Raw genomic sequence first — 25,550 nt, 5'->3', positions numbered from 1 at the left:
GCCTGTTCGCCGTGTAATACTGGAAATACTGCGCGGCATACCAGCCCGGCCCGGACGGCGGCGCGCCGTCCAGAAAGCTGGTGAGGCCGAGATTGACCGTCGGCAGGTCGTAGGCATGCAGATCCGCCGCGCCGAAAACCGAAAAGGCGCAGGCGAGGCCGGCGGCAAGCCCGCGCCCGGCTTTCGCCGCCGTTTCGCGCCGTCTTCCGCCGTTCTTCGTGGTGCCCGTCATTGATCCCCCCATTTTTTCATTCCGCAGATTCTTTTTATGGCGCGGCCGGAGCGGCGGGGCGCTTCCGGCCGTTCCGGCGCGTGCCGCTCACGGGCGTTGCTGCACGAGCCCCCGGCTGATGATGTTGATGTCGTCGGGATTGATGAGGTCGCTGCCGGTCCAGCCGGAAAGGTCGTATTCGCCCATGCAGCGCTTCACGAGATCCTGCATCGCCGCGAGTTCACCGGTCGCCGCAGCCGCCGCGAGGGTCTCGATGCGGACGTTTTCATAATTCCCGGCGTAATTGAGTTCATACAGCTCGTGCCGGCCGCCGAACTCCGTGCCGATGGCATCCCAGAGCAGTTTCAGGAGCTTCACCCGGTCGAGCGCCGCATAGCCGTTGGAGCCGCGCACGAAGCGGTCCAGATAGGGGCGGATCGTCTCGCATTCGAAATCGGCCGAACTGGAGGGGAGATAGATCAGGCCGGAGGCGACATGCCGCTCGATCAGCTCCTTGATGCGCGAATAGGCCAACGGGGCCATCACGCGATAGGTCAGCGCGGACGCGAGATTGGGCAGCACGTAACCATCCGTTCCCGGCCACGGCACCGGCGACTTGACCATGGCGTCGGAGAGGCCGTGAAACAGGTTGCGCCAGGCGATGACCTCGCCCACCGCCGTCTGGACGCCGCGAAAATCCTTCGCGCCGGTGGCCTCCACCGCCATCGAGAACAGGCCGGCGATGAAGTCGAGCTTCACGGCGAGACGGGTGATGCCGTGCAGGGTGAAACGCGGCACGAAGCCCGAGGCGGGAAAGAAGTTGTTGATCTTGTCGACATCGCCGTAAATGAAAATGTTCTCCCACGGCACCAGCACCTTGTCGAAGACAAGGATCGAATCGTTCTCGTCGAGACGGCTGGAGAGCGGATAGTCGAACGGCGATCCGGTGACGGCGGCGTTGAACTCGTAGGACGTGCGGGCGATCAGCTTCACGCCCTCGGCGTCCATCGGCGACGTGAAGATCAGGGCGAACGCCTTGTCCTTGATCGGAACGCCGTAATGGGCGATGAAATTGGCGTGCGTGAGCGCCGAGCCCGTCGCCACCACCTTCGCGCCGGAGACGACGACGCCCGCATCGGTTTCCTTTTCCACATGCATGAACACGTCGCGCACCTCCTCGACGGCGCGCTGGCGGTCGATGGGCGGGTTGACGATGGCGTGGTTCCAGTAATCGAGGCGGCTCTGGGTGCGGTTGTACCAGTTCTTCGCATTCCGGGCATAATCGCCGTAGAATGCCGAATTGGCGCCGAGCGTGCCGAGAAACGACGCCTTGTAATCCGGCGCGCGGCCCATCCAGCCGTAAGAGACCTGCTGGAGATCGGCGATCGCATCCCGCGCGCGCACCAGATCCTCCGAGGTGCGCGACCCCTGAAAGAACGGATGCGTCAGCGTGCCGGAGCCGTTGTCGGAGGGCACGCCGATGACCGCCTTGTTCTCATGGAAACGGTCGTACCAGCGCGCCACCATGCGGGCGGAATTGCGGAACGCCGGATGCGTGGTGACATCCTTCACCCGCTCGCCGTAGATGTAGATTTCGCGCCCGTCGCGGATGCTGTCGAGATATTCCGCGCCCGTATAGGCGTTGGTCGTTGCGGCCGGTGTCCCGGCGGCGCGAATTGCGGCGTTCGTCATGCTTGTCCTCCCGGAAATATTGTCTTGCAGGGCCGGATGGCGACACCGGCCAGGAACGGCGCTCCTTGGCGTCGTCGCCATGAGAACCGGCGCGCGCCGCTGCCGAAAGACATCGGGCAGATCGCACCTTTACGGTTATCTGGCGATTTTAAGCTGGAAGGCGATATCCGTTCTGCTTGCCAACACGGTAGGACAGCATGACATGGCGCCACAAGGTATCGTGTGATACTTAAATACGCATGGCATGCGTCCCGCCGTCCGGCTATCGTCGTTCCTGCCGGTAAGACAAGCGGGCACGAGAACTCTCATCGGCACGAGAACCCGCATCGGCACGAGAACCCGCGTCGGCATCGGGAGGACGCCATGGAAATCGGTTCGGCTTCAGCAAGGCCGCAGGTTCACGCCGACGGCGAACTGACGCTTTCGGCGAGCGTCGTCACCATCGGCGCCTTCGACGGCGTTCACAGGGGGCATCAGGCGCTCATCCGTCAGGCGGTCGCCGCCGCGCGGGCATCCGGGACGCCATCGGTGGTGTGGACTTTCGATCCGCCGCCGAAAGCGTTCTTCGGACGCGCCGAACAGCTCACCACGCTGGCGGAGAAACTCGATCGCATCGCCTTCTGGCAGCCGGATCACATCGTCGTCACGACATTCGACGAAACATATCGCAAGCGCTCCGCCGGCGCTTTCCTCAACGACGTCGCCCGGCTCAATCCGTCATCGGTATGGGTCGGCGGCGATTTTCGCTTCGGCGCCGGGCAAGCCGGCGACGTGGCGCTGCTGGCGCGAACGTTCGATACCCGCCTGCACGCTCCCGTGCTGTGCGACGAGGGGGAAATCGTGTCGAGCAGCCGCATCCGCCAGTTGCGCGCCCGCGGCATGGTCGACGCCGCCGAAACCCTGCTCGGCTGGTTCGGCCCGTGCACCGCGCAGCGACAATAGCAGCGACAATTCTTGGAGCCCGAGAAAGCATCATGAGCCACCTCTCCCACTCCCGGACCGCCGGCCCGCAGGAAGCGCGCCAGGAATTGCGTCAGGAGCCGCATATCGTCGATCCCCGCGTCCTGCGCGACGCCTGCGGCCTGTTCGCCACCGGCGTCAACGTCATCGCCACGCGGCTGGGCGCGCGGGACCACGGCATGACGGCGAATGCCTTCATGTCGATCTCGCTGTCGCCGCCGCTCATCGCCATCTCGATCGCCGAAAAGGCGAAAATGCTGCCGCTGATCCGCGAAAGCGGCCGTTTCACCGTCAGCACCCTGTCGGCCGACATGGAAAAGCTCGCCTGGCATTTCGCCGGGCGGCCCGATCCCGCATTCGCCTTCGATGCCGTTTTCGAGGAGCTGGACGGGCTGCCCGTGGTGCGCCGTGCGACGGCGGCCTTCGCGGCCGATGTCGTGCAGGACATCGAGGCGGGAGACCATGCGATCTTCGTGGGGCAGGTGCGGGCGCTGCGCACCGCGCCGGAGCGGGCGCCGCTCGTCTTCTTCAAGGGCAAGTTCGGCGAGATCGCTCACCAGCACCCCGCCCCCGCCGCCCTCATCGGCCAGGTCGCGGACAAAGCCTGAAACCCGGGGAGATAAAGCGCTTCCGGGCGCGAAGGCGGATGCGGCCTTCGCGCCCGGAAATGCGCCGGCGGCGCAACCGTCATCCGCTGTGCGCGGCGCGTTCGGCCTGGCGGGCGCGGGTCAGCGTCACGAAATTGCGGACGTGGACCGCCTGATTGTCGAGACGGACATTGAGCGACACCGCCGTGCCGGGATTGACGCCCACGAAAGGGCGATAGACGACGCCGTGCTGGCAGGAGCACGCCACGGACGCAGGCACCACCGCCACGCCGACGCCCGCCGACACGAGGCTCATCGCGGTCTGGTAATCCTGCGCGAAAACCCTCTCCTGCGGCACGCCGCCGTTCTGCCGGCAGGTGTCGAGAACGTGGTCCGCGTAGCCCGCCCCGGACTGGCGCGGATAGAGCACGAAGGTCTGGGCCAATATCTCGCCGAGACGGATTTCCGACTCCAGCAGCAAGGGCGATTCCTCCGGCAAGGCGAGGATCAGCGGCTCCTCCCACAGCCGGTAAATGCGCACCTCGTCGTCCTCGATATGCGGACGGGCGATGGCGACATCGATCCGGCGGCTGATCAGGGCCCGCTTCAGATCGACGTTGTTCATGGCCGAAAGAGACAGTTCCACCTCGGGATACCGCGTCCTGAACGCGCGGATCAGATCGGGCAGCACGCCATGGCCGGCGGAACCGACATAGGCCACGCGCAATTGCCCGCTCGATCCGTGCCCGATGCTCTGCACGTCGCGCATCGTCTGCTCGACACGTTCGAGCACGTCGCGTCCCCGTTCCAGCAGCGCGGCGCCGGCCTGGGTCAGACGGATCTGATTGCGCGTGCGATCGAACAGGACAACCCGCAGATCGGCCTCCAACTGCGCGATCTGCCGGCTTAGCGGCGGCTGCGCGATGTTCAACCTCGCGGCGGCGCGACCGAAATGGAGTTCCTCCGCCACGGCGACGAAATAAGTCAGCCGTCTGAGGTCCATTGCATTCCCCCCTGAACCTGTTTTTCATGAACGGAAGCTTCTTTCAGCCCCGGCGGAAATGCTCCATTCCCTTTATTGGAACAATCTCTTTTCCGGAACGGAATCCGCTTGCCGGAGCGCCGCCCGAAGGCGGCGCTCCATTCGTTCCGGCGGCAGCCGTTACTTGCCCGCCTGATAGGGCGGCGTATCGTGCGGCGTGCCGTAGATGAAGTATTCGTTGGGCAGCGGCGAGCCGAACCAGATGATCGCTTCCTCGATCTGGTCCTGGGTCCACTTGAGCGGCTTCCACGCCGGATCGAAGATGAGATAGCCGGCGTCGCCGAACAGTTCCACGCGATTGCCGCCCGGCTCGAACACATAGAGGAACATCGCCTGGCTGACGCCGTGCTTGCCGGGGCCGGCCTCGATCCTGATCCCCTCTTCCACGAAGATGTCCGAAATGTCGGCGAGGTGCTGCGGGTAGCCGTACCAGAACGCGATGTGGTGCAGGCGGTTGCCCTTGCCGGTGCGGTCGCCGAGGAAGGCGATCTCGTGCACGAGCGGGCTCACGCTCAGCCACGCGCCGCCCTCGCGCCCGTCGTCCAGTTCGATGTGCTCGCGCAGGTTGAAGCCGAGATGATCGATGAAGAACTGCTTGTTCTTCGTCACGTCGGACGCCAGCAGGTTGACGTGATCGAGGCGGCGCACCGGCACGCCCCGCGTGGGGCGGCGCTGCGGGCGGCTGAGCAGCTTCGTCTTCTGATCTTCCGGCGCCTGATAATATTCGACATCCCACAGGATGCGCTGCGGATGGCCGTCCGGGGTCACGAATTCGTAAGCCTTGCCGTAACCCCTGTCGCCCTCGATCCAGCCCTTGCCGAGCCCGGAAGCCTCCAGCGACTGCACGCGCCGCTCCAGCGCCTGCGGGGAGCTCGAGCGCCAGCCGACATGACCGAGGCCGGGCGTCTCGCGATAGGTGAGCTTCAGCGAGTGGTGGTAAAAGTCTTCATAAGCCCTGAGATAGACGGAATTGCCATCGCGTTCGGTCTCCGACAATCCCAGCAGGTTTTTGAAGAAGTGCAGACTCTCGTCCATCCTGGGAGAAAAGATTTCCACATGGGAGAGTTGAGCGACGTCGAAGATGGGTTCCTTATAGGTCATTTTGGTCGTTTCCTCTACTGGACAAGGTTGTGGGAACGCCGCCCGCGCATTGCCGGGGACGGTCTCATTCGTTCCCGCGGGCAACGGCCGTCGTCGGCCGGACAGGCGCGGGAAAGCGGCGGGATTCGGATGCTTCCGAGCAAATACTTGGAGGATAAGAATACTTGCAGGATAAGAATACTTGCAGGATAACAAGCACCCGACCCGTATTTGAAGCTTTATCGTTTTCTTCTGCCGGCGTTGCTTCAGGAACCGCCGGGTTTCTTCGCCTGCCGCTCGGCGTAGGAGATGCCGGCGATGGCCCAATGTTCGGCCGGAACCTCGCGGATGACGATGCGCACGGTGTCCGGCGGCGCACCCACGGCGCGCACGATGGCTTCGGTGACTTCGCGAAAAAGCGCTTTCTTCTGCTCGGGGCTGCGCCCCTCGATCAGGGTGATTTCCGCCAGTGGCATTTTCGTTTCCTCCTTGCACGGCCAGCCCGGTTCTTGCAGGCCCGGTTCTTGCCGGTATTGTGCCCGGCGCCTGCCGGTTGACCGTTTCCGATTGCCGGCCGGGCCGAACGAGGCCCGGCCGGTCGTACTTGCGACGGCGTTCAGCGCACGAGGAACTGAACGCGGCCGATGTTCTGGAATTCCGTGCTCACGTGGTCCCCGGCCGCGAGCGGCACGGCGGCGGTCGCGCCGCCGGCGAGCACGATGTCGCCCGGATTGAGCCGCAGGCCCAGCCGCGCAACCATGCGCGCCGCCGCGACGAGCGAGCGCAGCGGGTGGCCGAGAATGGCCGCCGACGAACCGATCTGGCGCGCCTCGCCGTTGACGGAGAGCACGATTCCCAGATTGGCGATGTCCGTGTGCGGCGGGTGGAAACCGCCGACCACATAGCCCGCCGACGACGAGTTGTCGGCGATGACGTCGCCCAGCGCGAACCTGAAGTTCTCGTAGCGCGAGTCGATGATCTCCACCGCGGGCGCCACCGCTTCCAGCGCCGCGACGGCTTCCGGGATCGTCACCCGCCCTTCGAGCGGCTTCTTCAGCAGGAAGGCGATTTCAGGCTCGGCGCGCGGATGGATGAAGTCGCCGCGCGCCACCGGCGCCCCTTCCTCGCGCCACATGCCGCTGGTCAACTGGCCGAAGATCACCTCGTCCACGTTCACCTGCTCCATCTTGGCGCGGCTGGTGAGGCCCATCTTGATGCCGGTGCGCGTGTCGCCGCGCGCCAGCCGCTTGCCGACCACGAGCGCCTGCACGGCGTAGGCCACGGCGGGCGTCAGCGCCGCCCCCTCCGGCAGCTGGGGCGTGGCCGTCGCCGCAAGCGCCGCGCCGTCGAGCCGCCCGGCGAGTTGTTCGAGATCGATTGGCGTCGCGGTTGCATTCCCGGCCATCACGCAGCCTCCTGCCGCTTCTTGAGATCGAGCGCCACATCGACGATCATGTCCTCCTGCCCGCCGATCATCTTGCGGTTGCCAAGCTCCTTGAGGATGTCGCCGGTCTTGACGCCGTAGGCCGCCGCCGCCCTCTCCGCGTGACGCAGGAAGCTGGAATAGACGCCCGCATAGCCCAGCATCAGGCTTTCGGCATCCACACGCACCGGGCGCTCCTGGAGCGGGCGCACCAGCGTGTCGGCCGCTTCGGCCAGCGCCGCGAAGTCCGCGCCGGTTTCGATGCCGAGCCGGTCGAGCACGGCGATGGTGGCCTCCAGCGGCGCGTTCCCCGCGCCGGCGCCGAGCCCGGCGAGGGAGGCGTCCACGCGCACCGCGCCCGCCCGGATGCCGGCCACCGCATTGGCGACGCCGTGAGACAGGTTTTCGTGGGTATGCACGCCCACTTCCGTCCCGGGCTTCAGGCCGTCGCGCAGCGCCCGCACGCGGGCGGCGATGTCGTCCGGCAGTTGCGCGCCGGCGCTGTCCACCACGTAGACGCATTCGGAACCGTAGGATTCCATCAGCTTCGCCTGTGCGAGCAGCTCCTGCGGGCTCACCATGTGGCTCATCATCAGGAAGCTCGCGGTGTCGTAGCCGAGATCGCGCGCGGCCTTCAGATGCTGGCGGGAGACGTCGGCCTCGGTGCAATGGGTCGCCACCCGCACCGATCGGGCGCCCGCGTCCCGGGCGCTGCGCAGATCGTCGGCCGTGCCGATGCCCGGCAGCAGCAGCACGGTGATGCGCGCGCGCTTCACGACATCCGCCGCCGCGGCGATCCAGTCGGTATCCGCGTGCGAGCCGAAACCGTAGTTGAAGGAACTGCCCGAGAGCCCGTCACCATGCGTCACCTCGATGGCGTCGACGCCGGCGGCGTCGAGGCGCGCGGCGATCGCCCGCAGATTGTCGAGCGAAATGCGGTGGCGCAGGGCATGCATGCCGTCGCGCAGGGTGACGTCCTGAACGTAGATCCGGCCGGGATCGGTGATCGCCATCTTACACCCCTCTTCCGCTGCCGGTTTCGGCCCAGCGCTCCGCGACGGCCTTGGCGGCCGATGTCATGATGTCGAGATTGCCCGCGTAGGCCGGGAAGTAATCGGCCGCGCCCTCGACTTCGAGAAAGACGGAAGTCTTCAGGCCGCTCACCGGGCCGATGCCGGGCACGTTGGCCGGATCGTTGGCGGAGATCCACTCGAACTGAACGTCCTGTTTCAGCCGGTAGCCGGGCACATAAGCCTGCACGCGGGCCACGGTCTCCGCGATGGAGCGGGCGATGGCCTCCTCGCTGCCGCCCTGCGAGAGCGTGAAGACGCTGTCGCGCATCAGGAGCGGCGGATCGGCCGGATTGAGGATGATGATCGCCTTGCCGCGTTCCGCGCCGCCCACGACCTCGATGGCGCGCGCCGTGGTGCGGGTGAACTCGTCGATGTTGGCGCGCGTGCCTGGCCCCGCCGAGCGCGAGGAGATGGAGGCGACGATCTCGGCGTAGACCAGCCTGTCCGTCGCCCGGCGGACGGCGTGGACGACCGGAATGGTCGCCTGCCCGCCGCACGTCACCATGTTCACGGCCGGCTCGCCCATGTGCGCGTCGAGATTGACGACCGGCACCACGTAAGGACCGATGGCGGCGGGCGTCAGGTCGATGACCTGCTTGCCGTCTGCCACCAGCACCGGATGGTGCTCCTTGTGGGCATAGGCCGACGTCGCGTCGATGACGATGGCCACTTCCCCGTAGACCGGCAGGGCCCGCAGGCCCGCGAGCCCCTCGTGGGTGGTGGCGACGCCCCTGTCGGCGGCGCGTTGCAGGCCGTCGGAGGCGGCGTCGATGCCGACCATCGCCGCCATTTCCAGCCGGTCGGACTGCTTGAGGATCTTCATCATCAGGTCCGTGCCGATGTTGCCGGAGCCGATGATGGCGACTTTCTTCCTTGTCATGTTTCCTCCCCTGGCGGCTGTCAGGCCGCAAACCGGGCTAACTCGGCTGTCAGGCCGCAAACCGGGCTGACCCGGCCCGTCAGGCCGCAAATCGCGCCGCCACCGTCCCCAGCCCCTCGATGCGCGTCTCGTAGGTTTCGCCCGGCTTCGCGGCGACCATCGGCCCCAGCGCGCCCGAGAGCACGACATCGCCCGCCGCCAGCGGCCGGCCGACGCCCGCCATGGTGCGCGCGAGCCACAGCACGGCGTTGAGCGGATTGCCGAGGCATGCCGCGCCGCAGCCCACCGAGACCGGCTCGCCGCGATGCTCGATCACCATGCCGGCGAGACGCAGATCGAGATCGCGCAAGGATACCGGCCGCGAGCCGAGCACATAGAGACCCGAAGAAGCGTTGTCGGCGATGGTGTCGAGAATGCCGATGCGCCAGTTCGCGATGCGCGAATCCACGATCTCGATCGCCGGCAGCGCGTAGTCGACGGCACTCACGACATCGGCCAGCGTCAGGTGCTCCCCCGCGAGACCGGCGCGGAGCACGAAAGCGATCTCCGCCTCGATCTTCGGCTGTATCAGCTTCCCGAAGGGCACGGGAGCGCCGTCCGCAACCTCCATGTCGGCGAACAGCATGCCGTAGTCGGGCTGATCGACGCCGAGCTGGCGCTGGACGGCGACGGAGGTGAGGCCGATCTTGCGCCCCGCCAGACGCCGGCCGGCCGCCAGCGCCCGTTCGGTGTTGATGTCCTGCACCGCATAGGCGCCGTCGATGCCGGCATCGCCGATCTCCGCGCCGACGGGCTCGACGGGCTCGCGTCGCTCCGCCGCCTGCGAGAGCCGGTCGGCGAGGGATTGCGCCTGCGGAAATGCACCGCTCATCTCGTGATCCTCACAGCTTGATGCAGACGTTGGACCGCTCGGTATAGAATTCGAGCGAATGCACGCCGCCCTCGCGGCCGATGCCGGAGCGCTTGGAACCGCCGAAGGCCGTGCGCAGATCGCGCAGGAACCACGAATTCACCCATACGATACCGACCTCGAGCCGGGGTGCGACGCGATGGGCGCGCGCCAGATTCTCGGTCCAGACCGCGGCGGCGAGGCCGTATTCCGAGTCGTTGGCGAGGCGCACCGCCTCCTCCTCGGTATCGAACGGGGCGATGTGGCAGACGGGGCCGAAGATCTCCTCGCGGATCGGCGCGCTGTCTTCCGCAAGCCCGGTCCAGATGGTGGGCTCGACGAAGGAACCGTCGTCGCGCGCATCGCCGAACACCGGCACGCCGCCGCCGGTCACGACGGTCGCGCCCTGTTCCCGCGCCTTCTCGTAATAGGAGAGCACCTTGCGCTGATGCTCCTTCGAGATCAGAGGCCCCAGGTTGACGCCGGGATCGCCGGGCGCGCCGATGACGAGCTTCTCCGCCCCTTCCTTCAGTCGCGCGACGAATTGCTCGAACAGCGGCCGCTCGACATAGACCCGTTCCGTCCCGAGGCACACCTGTCCCGAGTTGAGGAAGGCCGAGCGCAGCGTGCCCTCGATCGCCTTGTCGAGATCGGCGTCGGCGAAGACGATGCCGGCGTTCTTGCCGCCAAGCTCGAACGACACGTCGCGCAGGCCGACGGCGGCCGCCTGCATGATGGCCTCGCCGGTGCGGCTCTCGCCGGTGAGCGTGATGCCGTCCACGCCGGGATGGCGGGTGAGGAACTCGCCGGCCGAACCCGGCCCGAAGCCGTGAATGACGTTGTAGACGCCGGGCGGAATGCCGACATCGTTCATCACCTCGCCGAGCAGCGTGGCGGTGGCGGGCGTCTCCTCCGACGGCTTGACGACGACCGTGTTGCCGCAGGCGAGGGCCGGCCCCACCTTCCACGTCATCAGCAGCAACGGCAGGTTCCACGGGCTGATGACGCCGATCACGCCCTTGGGGCGCACCACGCCGTAATTGATGGCGCCGAGGCCGTCATGGGTGGGCGTGTCGTAGAACTCCGAACCGAGATTCTTGATGATGTCGGCGAAGACGGCGAAATTCGCCGCTCCGCGCGGAATGTCGAGCTCCGCCGCCATCTTGCGCGGCTTGCCGGTGTCGGCGACTTCCGCTTCCAGAAAGTCGTCGGAGCGGGCGGCGATGCGCTGCGAGAGATCGAGCAGCAGGTCGCAGCGGGCCTTCGCCGTGAGCCGGCCCCACGGCCCGGCAAGCGCGGCGCGGGCGGCCTTCACGGCCCGGTCCACATCCTCGAGCCCCGCCTCGTGCACGCGGGCGATGAGCGTACCGTCGACCGGGGAAAACTTGTCGAAGAGCTTTCCGCTCGTCGCGGGAGCGTACTGGCCGTCAATGAAGAGCTTGTGCTCCTTCAGCGCGGCGCGCAGGGGCGCGGCAGCGTCATGCATCGGTTCATCTCCTCCTCCAGCCGGCTTTTTGATCGGGATCGTCAAGCGCCCGCCGGATCTATGACAATGAGGATACGTTCGAAATATCGTTTGTAAAGAAAAATATCGTTTTTTTGAACGATTGTTGTTTTGCCTTGCCCGACAATGATATGGTGGCGGCGCGCGTCCTCCTTGCCGCCATCGATGTCGGGAATGCGGGGATCGGCGAGAGACCGGATGTTTTTCACGCCATTTTCAACGAATCGCGTTCTATGAACGCGCGACCCGCCTTTCCCGAACCGATGGACGGTCTCTCCGGGCATGAGAGCAGAACGATGCTGAAGCAAGCGCTGAAACAGGCCGATCCCGCCGCGGCCGACAAAAGCCGCACGGCGATCGACGCCGTCTATCGCCAGTTGCAGGAGCGGATTCTCGCCGGCGAGCTGGAGCCCGGCGCGCGCCTGCACGTGAACGATCTGCGCAAGGATTTCGGCGTCGGCACGAGCACGGTGCGCGAGGCGCTGTCGCGGCTGCTGGCGGGCTCGCTGGTGATCTCTCACGAACAGCGCGGCTTCTATGTCGCCCCCCTGTCCATCACCGATTTTCGCGACATCACCGAGGCGCGCAAGATCGTCGAGATCAACGCCCTGCGATTGTCGCTTCTGGCGCGGACCGACGAATGGGAGGCGCAGTTGGTGGCGGCCTATCACCGGTTGCAGAACGTGGAACAGCGCCTGATCGGCGAAGGCCGCAAGGAACTCACGGAAGAATGGGACGAACTCAACGCCCGGTTCCACGACGCGCTGGTGGCCAATTGCCACAATAGCTGGCTGATCCGGTTCCGGCGCACGCTGCACCAGCAATCCTATCGCTACAACCGCCTGTCGCTGGCGAACACGCACCAGACGCGCGACGTCCGCGAGGAGCACCGGGCGATCTTCGAAGCCGCGCTGGCGAACGATATCGACCGGCTGTCGGCCCTGATCGACGTACACATCGAGACGACGTTCTCCATCGTCGTCGCCCGCCTCGAAAGCCAGATCGACGCCGCGGGCAGCTACCGGCTTTCGGCGTAAACAAACGACGGGGCGCCACCGTGCGCATGTCCGCCGCTCCATGCCGCTTCGAACGATCCTTCTTAGAACGATCCTTCTTCGAATGATCCTTCTTCGAATGATCCTTGGCGCGCCGGCATGGCCGGCACGTCGATCACATCCGGCTCCAGCCCGGCTTTCGCGCGCGCGGCCATCGTCGCATAGGCCCGTTCCAGATGGCGGCAGAAGCGTTCCGCGTCGAACAGCGGCCGGGTGAAGCGCCCCGCTTCGAGCGCGCGCCGGTAGCCGGAAAGCCGTTCCCGGTCGTGATAAAGGCTGACCGCGAGTTCGACATACGCGTCGTTGTCCCCGGCCACCAGTTCCGGCAGGCCGATGGCGTTGAGCAGGCTCTCGCTCACCCGCGAGGCGAAATGCGTGCCCCGGACCGCCAGCACCGGCAAGCCGGACCACAATTGCTCCGATGTCGTCGTATGGCCGTTGTAGGGAAAGGTATCGAGACCGAGATCGGCGAGTTGCATGCGATCGAGATGCCGCGCCGGGGTCTCGTGGGACATGAACGAAACCCGCTCCGCCGCTATGCCCTGACGCACGAACTCCTTCAGCAGATTATTCTGCTGGCGTTCCTCCCGCGCATATATCCACATGAGTCCGTCCGGCGTCCGGCGCAGGATGCGGCACCACAGATCGATGACGGCCGGCGTGATTTTATGCGGATTGTTGAACGAACCGAAGATGAAGCGATCCGGCGGCAGGCCGAAATCGGCGCGCGCGAGCGGCGTCGGCGGCGGGCGGCGGACGGGATCGTTGGGCTGGTAGGTTTCGGGCAGGCGGCAGAACGCTTCCTTCCAGTCGGGACGGGCGCTGTCCGGCAGCACGAAAGGATCGCCGATCACATAATCCAGATCGACATTCACCGCGGTCGTCGGATAACCCAGCCACGCCACATGAACCGGCGCCGCGGGAAAATTGAATATCCTGTTGCGCGAGTGCATCGTATATCCCTTCAGGTCGACGAGGATATCCGTGTTTCTGTCGCGAATGCACCTGACGGCATCTTCATCGGACATTTCCCTTATATCGACGACGTCGCCCCATTGCGTGCGATCGAAATTGTTGCGTGCGATGTAATCGTCGGGCGTATGGCAAAAGAGGGTGACGTCGAAACGGCTCCTGTCATGCCTTTCCAGGACGTTGCCGAGCAACTGCATGGTGGCGTGGATATCCAGGAAATCGGCAGAGACGTATCCGATCCTGATCCTGTCGTCGTCCCACCGATGCGGCATGGCCCTGCGCCGCGCGCGCGCCTCGGGCTGCGGCGGCAGCGCGACCGCAACCGCATGGGCGGCAGCGCCGTCGTCGCCCCACCAGTGAATGGCATGCAGCCCCTGCACCAGCCCCAATATGCCGCGGCGGCCCTGTTTCAGATTGGCCTCCGCGACCGCGAGAGCGCACCGCGCGGCGGGATAATCGCAACGCTCCAGCGCCCACATGACGAGATGGGCGCTCAGAAAGGCATGCAGCGCACGGCCGCCCGCCTCCTGCTCAAGAAACAGGGAAGTTTCCTGAAGCAGTTCATAGTCGCCCTCACTCCCGGTATCGAGCTTGAGGACGGACAGACAGAGGCTTACGTATTTCAGGTTGCGGCTCTTCAGAAGCAGCCGCTGGAAAGCGAAAACCCGGTTCTTGTCTTCCTCGTCCGGCAGGACGGACATCAGCATGAACGCGATGTCCGGGTCCGTTTCGCCCCGGCGGCGCAACCGGCGGCCGATGACGCGGACGCTCTCCGCATCGCCGCGCTCGAAATGAAGCTGCATCGCCTGTTTCAGGCAATCCTCCACGCGCCGCGTCTCACCGTCACCGGCCTGCGCGAGAACGGCGGCGGCCGCCGCCTTGCCGCCGGACGCCAAAAGCACTTTGCCCGACAGCGCGCACACCCACGCACGGATATCGCCGGGTCCCGGCAGGTTTCGCAGACGCGCCATCATCTGATGAACACCCGTTAACATGTTTTCAGCAGACAAGAACAACCAGCGAAAACCTTAAACATGATTCTGGCATCCGACGAAACAAAATATAAAAACAATATTAAAATAAATGTCCATGATTATAGCTTCTTCTCATAAAGATAATGATTTTATTTTTGTTTTTTATTATTTTATTCTCCACAAGAAAAAATTGATCTGTGTCTGAAATATAATTCAATCAGGTATCTTACTTCTGCAATTCTGCCATGGGCCGCCCTTCCGGCTGCACTCTCAATGGAAATTCCGGGCCTTCACCCTGATTCCGCCCGCAGGCCCTCCGTTTGCGGGCTCCTGAAGGACGGCGTTTTTCGGCAGCGGCGAACCCGCCTCGCGCGATCCGACGCTGGCAAGCTCCGCCGACAGGTCCGTCAGACGCTGCGCCACGAGATGCACGACCTCGCCTTCCCGCTGGATGTATCCGGCGGCGGCGATCATGTCCGCGCCGAAAACGATGCGCCGGTATTGCGCGAACACCTGTTTCCGGACCACGAGATTGACGATGGCCGTTTCGTCCTCCAGCGTGATGAAGATGACGCCCTTGGCGGAACCGGGGCGCTGGCGCACGAGAACGAGGCCCGCGACCTCGACGCGGCGCCGGTCGCGGCAGGCCATGGCTTGCGCGCAGGTCATGATGCGCCGGCGCGCCAGATCCCGGCGCAGGAATGACACGGGATGATCGCGCAGGGTCAGGCCGACATGCCCGTAATCCGCCACGACCTCGCCGCCGGCGGTCATCGGACGCAGCGAAACGGCGGGCTCGCGCTGCTCGGCAAGGGGCGCCGCCTCCCGCCGGGCGGCGGCCGCGAACAGCGGCAGCGGCTCGTCGCGCAGCGCCCGGATCGCCCACAGCGCCTCACGGCGGGCGAGGCCGAGCGAGGGGCGAAAGGCGTCGGCTTCAGCGAGCGCGACCAGAGAGGCGGCGGAAACGGCGGCCCGATGCCACAGCTCCTCGGGCGAGCGGAAAGGCTCGTCGGCGCGGCAGGCAAGGAGCCGCGCCGCATCGGCGTTGCCGAGTCCCGCAACCATCCGCAGGCCGAGACGCACGGCGAAGCGCCCGTCCCCGCAGGGTTCGAGCCCGCAATCCCAGCGCGAGGCGTTCACGCACACCGGGCGCACCTCGACGCCGTGCGCCCGCGCGTCGCGGACGATCTGCGCCGGCGCGTAGAAACCCATCGGCTGGGCATTGAGCAACGCCGCGCAGAAGGCGTCCGGGTGCCGGCATTTCATCCAGGCCGAGGCGTAGGCGATCAGCGCGAAACTCGCGGCATGGCTTTCCGGGAAGCCGTAGGAGCCGAAGCCTTCGAGCTGCCGGAAGATCTTTTCCGCGAATGCGGCCTCGTAGCCGTTGGCGATCATGCCGTCGATCAGCTTGCGGCCGAACTGCGAGATGGTGCCGGTGTTCTTGAATGTCGCCATGGCGCGGCGAAGCTGGTCGGCCTCGCCGGGGGTGAAGCCGCCGCAGGTGATCGCCACCCGCATGGCCTGCTCCTGAAACAGCGGCACGCCCAGCGTCTTGGCCAGAATGCCCTCAAGCTCCGGCTTGGGATAATCGACCTTCTCCCGGCCCTCGCGCCGGCGCAGATAGGGATGCACCATGTCGCCCTGAATGGGGCCGGGGCGCACGATGGCGACCTGAATGACGAGATCGTAATAGGTTTTCGGCTTCAGGCGCGGCAGCATGCTCATCTGCGCACGGCTCTCGATCTGGAAGGTGCCGAGCGTATCGGCCTTCCGGATCATGGCGTAGGTGCGCTCGTCCTCCGCCGGCACGGTCGCGAGATCGAGACGGAGCCCCTTGTGCTCGGCCAGCAGATCGAAGGCCCGGCGCATGCAGCTCAGCATGCCGAGCGCCAGCACGTCGACCTTCATGAATTTCAGGATGTCGATGTCGTCCTTGTCCCATTCGATGACCTGCCGGTCGGCCATCGCGGCGGGTTCGATCGGCACCAGTGCGTCGAGCCGGTCGCGCGTCAGCACGAAGCCGCCGGGGTGCTGGGAGAGATGCCGGGGCGTGCCGATCAACTGGCGGGCGAGATCCAGCACCAGCCGCAGGCGGCGGTCGCCCATGTTGAGGCCGAGCCCCTCGGCGTGCCGCTCCTCCACCCGCTCCGACCAGCCCCAGATCTGCGACGAAAGGGTTTTCGTGAGATCCTCCGGCAGGCCGAGCGCCTTGCCGACATCCCGGATGGCGCCCTTCGCCCGGTAGCGGATGACGGTGGCGCACAGCGCGGCGCGGTCGCGGCCATAGGTGTCGTAGACCCACTGGATCACTTCCTCGCGCCGCTCGTGCTCGAAATCCACGTCGATATCCGGCGGCTCGTCGCGCTCCTCGGAGACGAAGCGCTCGAACAGCAGGTCGTTGCGCTCGGGATCGATGGCGGTCACGCCGAGCGCGTAGCACACGGCCGAATTGGCCGCCGAGCCCCTGCCCTGACACAGGATGCCGCGCGAGCGGGCGAAGCGGACGATGGCGTCGACCGTCAGGAAATAAGGCGCATAGCCGAGCTTCGCGATCAGGGCGAGTTCATGCACGATGGCGCGCCGCACCTTGTCCGGCACGCCGGCGGGATAGCGCGCGTCGGTGCCCTCCCAGGCCAGCTTCTCCAGCGCCTGCTGCGGCGTCAGCTCCGGGTGAAGCCTTTCCTCGGGGTATTGATAGGCCAGCTCATCGAGCGAGAAGCGGCAACGCTCCATGATGGCGAGCGTGCGCGCCAGCGCTTGCGGGTAGCGCGCGAACAGCCGGTGCATCTCCTGCGGCGGCTTGAGGTAACGGTCGGCGTGGCGCTCGCGCCGGAAGCCGAGCGCGTCGACGGTGACGTTGTGGCGGATCGCGGTGACGACATCCTGCAGGATGCGCCGTTCCGGCGCGTGAAACAGCACGTCGTTGGTGACCACGGTCGCGACACCGGCCGCCGCCGCCATGGCCGACAATTCCCACAGCCGCAACTGGTCGTTCGGCCTGCGGCGCAGGGTCAGCGCCAGATGCGCGTGCGCCCCGAAAGCCTCCCGCAGCCGGCGCAGTCGCAGCGCGCAGGTTTCGTCGGCGGCGTCCGGCAGCAGCACGGCGGTGAGGCCCTCGGCGAAGGCCGCGAGATCGGCCCATTCGAGATGACAGCCGCCCTTGCCGGCCCGTTTCTTGCCCAGCGACAACAGGCGGCAGAGCCGGGCATAGGCGGCGCGGTCGGCCGGATAGACGAGCAACGACATGCCGCAGGCGAGATCGAGCCGGCAGCCGACAATGAGCCGCACGCCCGCTTCCTTCGCCGCCTGATGCGCCTGCACGATGCCGGCGAGCGAGTTGCGGTCGACGATGCCGAGCGCCGCGATGCCGAGTTCCCTCGCCCGGCCGAACAGCTCCGCGCAACTGCTCGCGCCGCGCAGAAAGGAGAAGTGCGACGTCGCCTGCAATTCGGCGTAGCGGGCGTTCATGCGAATATCCCGTGCATGAACCAGCGGTGCGAGCCGGTCTGCGCATCCTCGCCGTCGCCGGCGCGAAAGATCCAGTAGCGCCCGCCCGCATCGTCCTCGACGCGGAAATAATCCCGCACGGCGGCCAGTTCCGCATCCCGCAGCCACCATTCCCCGAAGATGCGTTCCGGCCCGTCCGCGCGGCGCACGCGCCGGCGCACCCCGCGCCAGTCGAACCAGACGGGCGGATGATCGGGCAGCAGCGCCATGGTGACGATCGGCTCCGGCCGCGCCAGCAGCCGCGGCGGGCGCGGCCAGCCGCCTTGCCAGACCGCGCCGCCTTGCCAGACCGCGCCCGCTTGCGCATCGAGGTCCGCCGCGGCGAGCGGCGCGACGCGCGTCACCGACCGTTCGGGCACGTCGCTGGCGACGGGCGCGAAGCGGTAGACCCGGCGCTCGCCGACCCGGTTGGCGAGCACGTCGATGAGGCCGGAAACGTCCGGCTCCGCCGGCCCCGCGAGCCCGGAGACGAACTGGCGCGCGGCAAGGGGCTCCGTCACGCAGGCGGTCAGCGCCATGTGCTCGATGCCGAAGCCGGGATCGATCGTCCCGATGCGCTCGCACAGCAGCCGCGTCAGACGCGCGGCGTCGCGCACCGGCTGCCCCATGCCGACGCGCACGGCCTGCCAGCGATCATCCACGCGCCGGCACAGCAGATCGAGCCGGCGGGCGCCGAGCCCCCGGCGCTCCAGCTCGATGCAGAGCGCGGCGACGAGCTTGCCGATGAAGCGGGCGATGGTTTCGGCGGCGGCGATGGGCTCGCCGAAAACGCGCTGGACCTCGACGGGATCGGGCGCGCGCGCCGGCTCGATCGGCTCCGCCGCCGTGCCCAGCGCCTGATCGAGCCGGCGGACGACCTCCGGCCCGAAGCGCAGCGCGAGCGGCGCGCGCGGCCCATCCATCAGATCGCCGATGCGCTCGAACCCGAGATCGCGCAGCCCGCGCACGCGATCGGGATCGACACGCAGCGCCGCGAGCGGCAGGGGGCGCAGCATCGCCGCCGCCCCGCCCGGCGGCACGACGAGAATCGCAGTCCCGCCCCAGCGGGCGGCCGCATGGGCCGCGCCCCATGTATCCGCAACTGCCGCCCGCGCCACGACGCCCCACACCGCCAGCCGCCGCACGAGGAAGGCGAGCATCGCCGCCTCGCCGCCGTGCAGATGATCGGCGCCGGTCGTGTCGATGACGAGCCCGTCGGGCGGATCGACCGAGACGACCGGCGAGATCCTTTGCACCACCCGCAGCGCGAGGCGCTCCAGCCCCCGCGCATCGGCCTGCGGGTCGGCATCGGCGACGGCGAGCCCCGGCACCAGCGCCTGCGCTTTCGTGACGGCCATGCCGATGCGCAACCCGAGGCTTTCCGCCCGCGCATCGACCGCGGCAATGGCGCGCCGCCGGCCGTCGCGCCCCGCCAGCACGAGCGGCGTCTCAGACGGAGGCGCGCAGGCGGATTTCCGCCTGAACCGGTCTGTCGGCCACCGCGGCAGGAAGAGCGAGACGACCCGCATCACCAACCTCCACTTCAAGAGCAAAACCTTCGCCCGCGCGGCAGCGGACGAGTTCGAGCAGCCAGCGCGGCCGCCCGATGCCGGGCACCGGCAGGGGCGCGGACGGCCGCACCGACACGCGCCAGCGCGTCACGGACGCGGTGGGCTGCGCGCCTTCCGCCGCATCCGTCGCCCGCCGCCAGCGCCGCACCGCCATCCCGATCGTCCCCGACCGCTCGGCGGCGAGTTGCAGCCGCCGCGAGGCCGTCATCGGCAGGCGCGCGATTTCCGCGACGGCCGCGCCGAGCCCGCCATGCCGCAACCCTTCCTCGAAACAGGCCAGCGCGGTTTTATCGTCGCAGGCCTCCACGAAAATCACCCGGTCGGGCGACAGGCCCGCCTGCGCCAGCGCGGGCGCGAACAGGTCCCGCCGCATCACGCACCACAAGACCTTGCCGCCCGCGCGCGCCGCGATCCCCGCCGCGAACAGCGCCGCCGCCGCACCGTCCGTCGCGCCGCCGCCGCCCGCCACCTCATGCAGGCACCCGCGCGCCAGCCCCCCTTCCGGCAACCGCCGGTCGATCTCCGCGAGCCCGAACGGCAGGGCCGCACACGCACGCCGCCCCGCGCCCTCCAGATGGCGGATGCGCTCCCGCAAGGCGGCGATGACGGGACGGGCAGCTTGTTCCGGCATTCGGAAAGACAACTCCACGGGACTTTCGCACAAGACGTCTCCGCTGATATGTTCATTATCTGTTCTTAAACGGCCGGAGAGTCAAGAGCGCTTGCGCAGGGCCGCCGCCCGGATAAGGCCGCCCGGACAAGAATGACCGGCTTCGATGGATGGACTGGCGCTGCGGCCGGCTTTCGTGGTATCAGGGATTTTTCCGAAACGAGGTTCATTTGAGTTTCAGCGACAGCGCCGGGGAGCAGGGCGAGACGATCGAGGCCGTCGTCGGCGCCGACGCGCCCGCCACCCGGTTCGACAAGGCGTTGGCCGGCATTCTCGGCGACTCTCCCGCCGGGGCCGATCTTTCGCGCAGCCGCCTCCAGCAGTTGATTCGCGCGGGGCAGGCGCGCGTCGACGGCATCACCGTCACCGATCCCGGCGCGCGGGTCGGCGCGGGCGCGCGCCTCGGCCTCGTCGTGCCGCCGCCCGAGCCGGCCGGCCCGGCCCCGGAGGCCATTCCGCTTGCCGTCATCCACGAGGACGACGCGCTCATCGTCATCGACAAGCCGGCGGGGCTCGTGGTGCATCCCGCGCCCGGCAGCCCGAGCGGCACGCTGGTCAACGCGCTGCTCGCCCATTGCGGCGACAGCCTTTCCGGCATCGGCGGCGTGCGCCGGCCCGGCATCGTGCACCGGCTCGACAAGGATACGTCGGGCGTGATGGTGGTGGCGAAGACCGACCGCGCCCATCAGGCGCTCGCCGCGCAATTCGCCGATCACGGCCGCACGGGCCCGCTTCAGCGCGCCTATCTCGCGCTGTGCTGGGGGGCGCCGCTGCCCCGCGCCGGCACCATCGACGCCCCGCTGGAGCGGATGGCGCACAACCGCGAGAAGATCGCCGTCACGGCGCAGGGGCGCGGCCGCGAGGCCATCACGCATTACCGGGTGGAAGAGGATTTCTACCCGCAGGAGGCCGGAAAGCCGGCCAGGAAAGCGCCCGTGCGGGAGCCCCTCGTGCAGGCCCCCCTCGCCAGCCTCGTGCATTGCGAGCTGGAGACGGGGCGCACGCACCAGATTCGCGTGCATCTCGCGCATCGGGGCCATCCGCTGCTGGGAGATTCGCTTTACGGCAGCGGCTTCCGCAGCAAGGAGGCGCGTCTGGGCGACGATGCCCGCGACGCCCTTGCCGCCCTCGGGCGTCAGGCGTTGCACGCCGCCCTTCTGGGCTTCGCGCATCCCGAGACGGGCGAGGAAATGGTCTTCGAAAGCCCCCTCCCGCCAGCCATGCAACGGCTGATCGAGGCGCTGCGCGGCTCTTCCTGACGCGACATGTTTTCTCCCATCAAAGCGGCATCCGCTTTGCCTGAAAACGCTTCGGATCGCACGCTCCGTTTCCGTCGGAACGTATGCTCCGTATTTCACGTTTTACCGCGATTTGCGTTCAATTCGATGGATCGATTTGAACGCAAGCCGCTCCGGACCCGGTGCGGCCGCGCACCGACGGACCCGATGCGCGCCGGGATAATGGAACGATGCCGGCCACGGGCGAGGCGGATCGGGAGGCTTTCGGGAACATTTCCGAATAATTGTCATTACTTGATATGTGATTGTATTCTGACCGCATTTCATGCTGCGCGATGCTTTTCCAATCACGTTCCGATGTGCAAATGCGCAGCTTACGAGATTGTCATGTTTGGTCCCTTCCCCGTTACTGGCCTCATGCGATATAGTTCTCGCAGGTTGGCCATCCGGCAACCGGACTGATCCGCCTGATAAGGGGATCCGAGAGGAGGCGTTATGAACAGTTCATCGGCATTGCCGAGTTTGGCGAGCGAAAGCGGCCTCAGCCGCTACCTCGCCGAAATTCGCCGCTTCCCCATGCTGGAGCCGCAGGAAGAGTACATGCTCGCCAAGCGGTGGAAGGAACACGGGGACCGGCTTGCCGCGCACAGGCTCGTGACCTCGCATCTGCGTCTGGTGGCGAAAATCGCCATGGGATATCGCGGCTACGGCCTGCCGATTTCGGAGGTCGTCTCGGAAGGAAACGTGGGCCTGATGCAGGCCGTCAAGCGCTTCGAGCCCGACAAGGGGTTTCGCCTGGCCACCTATGCCATGTGGTGGATCAAGGCGGCGATTCAGGAATACATCCTGCGCTCGTGGTCGCTCGTCAAGATGGGCACCACCGCCAACCAGAAGAAGCTGTTCTTCAACCTGCGCAAGGCCAAGGGCCAGATTTCGGCTTATGAGGAAGGCGACCTGCTGCCGGAGCACGTCAGCACGATCGCCACCAAGCTCGGCGTGCCGGAGAAGGAAGTCATCGACATGAACCGCCGCCTCAGCGGCGACGCGTCGTTGAACGCGCCCCTGCGGCAGGAGGGCGAAGGCGAGTGGCAGGACTGGCTCGTCGATGACGGCACGGATCAGGAAACCAGCCTGGTCATCGAGGAAGAGGGCAACAACAGGCTCACGGCGCTGCGCGAGGCGCTCGACGTTCTCAACGACCGCGAGCGGCGCATCTTCGAGGCGCGGCGGCTGCGCGAGGACCCCGTCACCCTTGAGGAACTCTCAACCGAGTTCGGCGTCTCGCGCGAGCGCGTGCGCCAGATCGAGGTGCGCGCTTTCGAGAAGGTGCAGGAGGCCGTCAAGCGCGGGCTGGCGCGCATCGAAAACCCGCAGCCCGTCGTCAGCACCGGGGAGTGATATCAAAGGCCGATGAGCCTGACTCATCGGCCTTGGTCAAATCGGCATCGGCCGGAGACCGGGGCCGATGATATGGTGCTGCCGATGCGTTCGCTCCGCCAGAGCGGTAATCGGGCAAACGCATCCGGTTTTCACCTCACCGCCAACTGTCGAGCGCGTCGGTGATGGCCTGCTGGCCGACCGACCCCTTGGCGAAGGTGATCGTTCCCATCTTGCCCGTGGCGAAACGCAACGGCAGATCGACCCAGTCGCGCTGCCGCAGCAACTCGTTGTTGCGGGCGACATCGGCGGCCAGATTCGACAGGCCGATCAGGAATACGTTGTCCGCCACCGGAATCGGCAAGCCCGAGAGCGGCATGCCGCGCGGCTCCTTGTCGACGCGCAGTTGCGGCACCGCCACGTCGCGCACCGCGCGATCGGGCGACGCGGGATCGTTGACGAAAATGATCTCGATCGTATGCGACGCCGGCAACGAGGCATCCTCGTTGCGCCGCATCAGCATCGAGAACGACAACCCGACCTCCGCGATCACGACATCGGCGTAAAGCGATGCGTTGCGGCTGCCCCTGCCCTCAAGCCGCCACAGCACCTGACCGGCGGAAATCTTCGGCTGGGCGGCGTTCTCGTCGTCGAGTTCGAACAGGAACGCGCGCTGCGCCACGATTTCCGTCGCCGCCGACGCATCGGCGGCCGGCCGGGCCGGCGCTCCCGGCTGCGCGGGCGGCGCCTCCACCGGAGCCGGCGGGTCGGCGGGCGTCGCATCCGGCGGCTCGCCGCTCACCCGATCGACGATCTTGCCGTTGCCCTCGCCCTCGGTCTGCGCGTCTTCCGTTTCCGCCGCGCCGACGATCTCCTGCGCCTCGCCGTCTGGCGGCAGCGCATCGTTGCGCAGCCACCACGCCACGCCGCCGATACCCGCCAGCACCAGCGCCACGGCGGCGATGGCCCCGCCCCGGCGCAGCGTCGGCGTTTCGCGCCGTTCGCGGCGCGCGGCCACACGCGGCCGCTTGCGCGTCTGGTCACCCGCCTGTCCGGCGACGCCGTTCACGGCATCGCCCTCGCCGTCGGGCTCGGCGAAACGGTCGAACGACAGAACCTCGCCCGTGGCCGGCGGCGCTTCCGCAAGTTCGGCCTCGATCCGGGCGATCACCGTCTCAAGCGCCGCCTGCTCGCGCAGCAGGCGCGTCTGCTCCGCCTGAACCTCCGCCTCCGGGAGATTGGGGTCGATCTCCCGGCGCTGGCGTTCATACAGCCCGCGAACGTGATTGTAGACGGCAAGGCGCGCCTCCGGCGTCCTTTCCGGCTGGCTGTTGATGGCGCGGGTCAACAATGCGTACAGATCTGTCATTCACCCTTAACCGGCCTGCAAGGTCGGTCCCTGTCACAACGCCGGCACGGGCCGGGCTCATCCATCGGAGGGCCAGACTCATCCCTCGAAGGGATTGTGGACCAGGATAGTATCGTCGCGTTCGGGGCTGGTGGAAAGCAGAGCCACCGGCGCGCCGATCAATTCCTCGATACGGCGCACATATTTGATGGCCTCGGCGGGAAGGTCCGCCCACGATCGCGCCCCCGCGGTGGAGCCGGACCAGCCCGGAACCGTTTCGTATACGGGTTTCACCCGCGCCTGCAAGGCCTGATTCGCCGGCAGGTAGTCGATCGTCCGGCCGTCGAGCTCATAGCCGACGCAAATGTCGATCTCCTCGAAGCCGTCGAGAATATCGAGCTTCGTCAGGGCGATGCCGGAAATGCCCGAGGTGCTGACCGTCTGGCGCACGAGCACCGCGTCGAACCATCCGCAGCGGCGCTTGCGGCCCGTGACGACGCCGAACTCCCGCCCCTTGCGGCCGATGAGTTCCCCGATGTCGTTGAACAGTTCCGTCGGAAAAGGTCCCTCGCCGACGCGCGTCGTATACGCCTTGGCGATGCCGAGCACATAGCCGATGGCCGTCGGCCCGAGGCCCGAGCCGGCCGCCGCCTGCCCCGCGACCGTGTGCGAGGAGGTGACGAAGGGATAGGTGCCGTGGTCGACATCGAGCAGCGCGCCCTGCGCGCCCTCGAACAGGATGCGCCGGCCCGCGCGGCGATCGCCGTCGAGCGTGCGCCAGGTCGTATCCATGTAGGGCAGCACCTTGGGCGCGAGCCGCAGCAGCTCGTCGATGATCGCCTGCGCCTCGTATTCGGGCAGGCGGAAGCCGCGCCGCAGCGCGTTGTGATGCGACAGCAGGCGCTCCACCTTGTCCGGCAGCGAAACCGGATCGGCGAGATCGGCCAGCCGGATGGCGCGCCGCCCGGCCTTGTCCTCGTAGGCCGGGCCGATGCCCCGGCGCGTCGTGCCGATGCGGGTGCCGACATTGGCGTTTTCGCGCAGCGAATCGAGCTCGCGGTGCAGCGGCAGAATCAGCGACACGTTCTCCGCGATGCGCAGGTTTTCGGCGGTGATCGCCACGCCCTGCTCGCCGAGCCGCTCGATCTCGTCCACCAGCGCCTGCGGATCGAGCACCACGCCGTTGCCGATGACGCCGCGCTTGCCGGGCCGCACCACGCCGGAAGGCAGCAGCGACAGCTTGTAGGTCTCGCCGCCGATGACGAGCGTATGCCCCGCATTGTGCCCGCCCTGAAAGCGCACCACCACATCGGCCTGCTCGGACAGCCAGTCGACTATCTTGCCCTTGCCTTCGTCGCCCCATTGGGCGCCGACCACGACGACACTCGCCATCTCAGCCTCACCTTCATCAGAGCGCTTGCCGCCCAAACGCAACCGTCTGAACGACAAGAATCCGCTCAACTCAAAGAATCGCAGAGCTTTTACGATTTCACGAAATCGGAAAAAGCTCCAGTCCCG

The 25,550-nt window shown here is 67.0% G+C and carries 21 protein-coding genes and 1 pseudogene; 5 read left to right on the top strand and 17 right to left on the bottom strand.

Features of this window, described 5'->3' with window-relative positions; translation table 11 throughout:
• Together ACOYJQ_RS10320 and ACOYJQ_RS10315 are read right to left on the bottom strand one after the other, a co-directional pair.
• A pseudogene (locus tag ACOYJQ_RS10320) lies at window positions 1–232 on the bottom strand (phenol degradation protein meta); the annotation flags it as partial.
• Window positions 233–319: 87 nt separating this feature from the next.
• A complete protein-coding gene (locus ACOYJQ_RS10315) occupies window positions 320–1,903 on the bottom strand; it encodes a 4-hydroxyphenylacetate 3-hydroxylase N-terminal domain-containing protein (RefSeq protein WP_433458187.1) in 1,584 nt (527 codons plus the stop codon).
• Window positions 1,904–2,266: 363 nt separating this feature from the next.
• Between ACOYJQ_RS10315 and ACOYJQ_RS10310 the strand changes: the two genes are divergently transcribed.
• Together ACOYJQ_RS10310 and ACOYJQ_RS10305 are read left to right on the top strand one after the other, a co-directional pair.
• Window positions 2,267–2,845 carry an FAD synthetase gene (locus tag ACOYJQ_RS10310; protein ID WP_433458186.1) on the top strand — a complete coding sequence of 193 codons (579 nt, stop codon included), beginning with the start codon at window positions 2,267–2,269 and terminating at the stop codon, window positions 2,843–2,845.
• A gap of 32 nt (window positions 2,846–2,877) precedes the next feature.
• Window positions 2,878–3,471 (top strand): flavin reductase family protein, encoded by a 594-nt coding sequence (locus ACOYJQ_RS10305; protein ID WP_433458184.1) that lies wholly within the window; start codon window positions 2,878–2,880, stop codon window positions 3,469–3,471.
• 79 nt (window positions 3,472–3,550) lie between these two features.
• Here the strand turns inward: ACOYJQ_RS10305 and ACOYJQ_RS10300 are convergent, their stop codons facing one another.
• The 9 genes from ACOYJQ_RS10300 to ACOYJQ_RS10260 all read right to left on the bottom strand — a co-directional run bounded on the left by ACOYJQ_RS10300 (window position 3,551) and on the right by ACOYJQ_RS10260 (window position 11,550).
• On the bottom strand, window positions 3,551–4,453 hold the full coding sequence (locus ACOYJQ_RS10300; protein ID WP_433458182.1) for a LysR substrate-binding domain-containing protein: 903 nt from the start codon (window positions 4,451–4,453) through the stop codon (window positions 3,551–3,553).
• A 159-nt stretch (window positions 4,454–4,612) separates the two neighbouring features.
• A complete protein-coding gene (locus tag ACOYJQ_RS10295) occupies window positions 4,613–5,593 on the bottom strand; it encodes a catechol 2,3-dioxygenase (RefSeq protein ID WP_433458180.1) in 981 nt (326 codons plus the stop codon).
• Window positions 5,594–5,838: 245 nt separating this feature from the next.
• Window positions 5,839–6,048: a 2-hydroxymuconate tautomerase gene (locus ACOYJQ_RS10290; protein ID WP_433458178.1), complete on the bottom strand. Its 210-nt coding sequence runs from the start codon at window positions 6,046–6,048 to the stop codon at window positions 5,839–5,841.
• Window positions 6,049–6,188: 140 nt separating this feature from the next.
• Window positions 6,189–6,977 (bottom strand): 2-keto-4-pentenoate hydratase, encoded by a 789-nt coding sequence (locus ACOYJQ_RS10285; protein WP_433458176.1) that lies wholly within the window; start codon window positions 6,975–6,977, stop codon window positions 6,189–6,191.
• A complete protein-coding gene (gene dmpG, locus ACOYJQ_RS10280) occupies window positions 6,977–8,008 on the bottom strand; it encodes a 4-hydroxy-2-oxovalerate aldolase (RefSeq protein ID WP_433458175.1) in 1,032 nt (343 codons plus the stop codon). The genes ACOYJQ_RS10285 and dmpG overlap by 1 nt, the downstream gene beginning before the upstream one ends.
• A gap of 1 nt (window position 8,009) precedes the next feature.
• A complete protein-coding gene (locus ACOYJQ_RS10275; RefSeq protein ID WP_433458173.1) occupies window positions 8,010–8,948 on the bottom strand; it encodes an acetaldehyde dehydrogenase (acetylating) in 939 nt (312 codons plus the stop codon).
• Window positions 8,949–9,027: 79 nt separating this feature from the next.
• Window positions 9,028–9,819 (bottom strand): 2-keto-4-pentenoate hydratase, encoded by a 792-nt coding sequence (locus ACOYJQ_RS10270; protein ID WP_433458171.1) that lies wholly within the window; start codon window positions 9,817–9,819, stop codon window positions 9,028–9,030.
• Window positions 9,820–9,829: 10 nt separating this feature from the next.
• Window positions 9,830–11,323, bottom strand: a complete 1,494-nt coding sequence (locus tag ACOYJQ_RS10265; RefSeq protein WP_433458169.1) for a 2-hydroxymuconic semialdehyde dehydrogenase — start codon at window positions 11,321–11,323, stop codon at window positions 9,830–9,832.
• Between the two features lie 41 nt (window positions 11,324–11,364).
• Entirely contained in the window at window positions 11,365–11,550 is a 186-nt protein-coding gene (locus tag ACOYJQ_RS10260; protein ID WP_433458168.1) for a hypothetical protein, read from the bottom strand.
• An 87-nt stretch (window positions 11,551–11,637) separates the two neighbouring features.
• Here ACOYJQ_RS10260 and ACOYJQ_RS10255 point away from each other — a divergent pair, with 87 nt between their 5' ends.
• Complete coding sequence (locus ACOYJQ_RS10255) at window positions 11,638–12,378, top strand: GntR family transcriptional regulator (RefSeq protein ID WP_433458166.1); 741 nt, start codon at window positions 11,638–11,640, stop codon at window positions 12,376–12,378.
• 62 nt (window positions 12,379–12,440) lie between these two features.
• Here ACOYJQ_RS10255 and ACOYJQ_RS10250 read toward each other — a convergent pair whose 3' ends face one another.
• From ACOYJQ_RS10250 to ACOYJQ_RS10235, 4 genes are all read right to left on the bottom strand, one after another.
• Window positions 12,441–14,342, bottom strand: coding sequence for a glycosyl transferase (locus tag ACOYJQ_RS10250; protein WP_433458164.1), 1,902 nt, complete (start codon window positions 14,340–14,342; stop codon window positions 12,441–12,443).
• 270 nt (window positions 14,343–14,612) lie between these two features.
• The gene (locus ACOYJQ_RS10245) at window positions 14,613–17,810 is read right to left on the bottom strand and encodes an error-prone DNA polymerase (protein WP_433458162.1); all 3,198 of its coding nucleotides are present in this window, start codon (window positions 17,808–17,810) and stop codon (window positions 14,613–14,615) included.
• Window positions 17,807–19,360, bottom strand: coding sequence for a Y-family DNA polymerase (locus ACOYJQ_RS10240; RefSeq protein ID WP_433458200.1), 1,554 nt, complete (start codon window positions 19,358–19,360; stop codon window positions 17,807–17,809). The genes ACOYJQ_RS10245 and ACOYJQ_RS10240 overlap by 4 nt, the downstream gene beginning before the upstream one ends.
• Window positions 19,278–20,030 (bottom strand): ImuA family protein, encoded by a 753-nt coding sequence (locus tag ACOYJQ_RS10235; protein ID WP_433458161.1) that lies wholly within the window; start codon window positions 20,028–20,030, stop codon window positions 19,278–19,280. Before ACOYJQ_RS10235 ends, ACOYJQ_RS10240 begins: the two co-directional genes overlap by 83 nt.
• A 209-nt stretch (window positions 20,031–20,239) precedes the next feature.
• Here ACOYJQ_RS10235 and ACOYJQ_RS10230 point away from each other — a divergent pair, with 209 nt between their 5' ends.
• The gene (locus tag ACOYJQ_RS10230) at window positions 20,240–21,328 is read left to right on the top strand and encodes an RluA family pseudouridine synthase (protein ID WP_433458159.1); all 1,089 of its coding nucleotides are present in this window, start codon (window positions 20,240–20,242) and stop codon (window positions 21,326–21,328) included.
• Between the two features lie 474 nt (window positions 21,329–21,802).
• Complete coding sequence (rpoH, locus tag ACOYJQ_RS10225) at window positions 21,803–22,705, top strand: RNA polymerase sigma factor RpoH (RefSeq protein ID WP_433458158.1); 903 nt, start codon at window positions 21,803–21,805, stop codon at window positions 22,703–22,705.
• Window positions 22,706–22,841: 136 nt separating this feature from the next.
• Here rpoH and ACOYJQ_RS10220 read toward each other — a convergent pair whose 3' ends face one another.
• Together ACOYJQ_RS10220 and ACOYJQ_RS10215 are read right to left on the bottom strand one after the other, a co-directional pair.
• The gene (locus ACOYJQ_RS10220) at window positions 22,842–24,053 is read right to left on the bottom strand and encodes a hypothetical protein (protein WP_433458157.1); all 1,212 of its coding nucleotides are present in this window, start codon (window positions 24,051–24,053) and stop codon (window positions 22,842–22,844) included.
• 78 nt (window positions 24,054–24,131) lie between these two features.
• Window positions 24,132–25,424 carry an adenylosuccinate synthase gene (locus ACOYJQ_RS10215; RefSeq protein ID WP_433458155.1) on the bottom strand — a complete coding sequence of 431 codons (1,293 nt, stop codon included), beginning with the start codon at window positions 25,422–25,424 and terminating at the stop codon, window positions 24,132–24,134.
• Between the last annotated feature and the right edge of the window lie 126 nt (window positions 25,425–25,550).

Origin of the sequence: Pseudochelatococcus sp. (genome assembly GCF_050946405.1) — a bacterium.
Classification (GTDB): domain Bacteria; phylum Pseudomonadota; class Alphaproteobacteria; order Rhizobiales; family Beijerinckiaceae; genus Pseudochelatococcus.
Note: the sequence above shows the minus strand (reverse complement) of the source record. Positions and strands in the feature narration are given on the sequence as shown.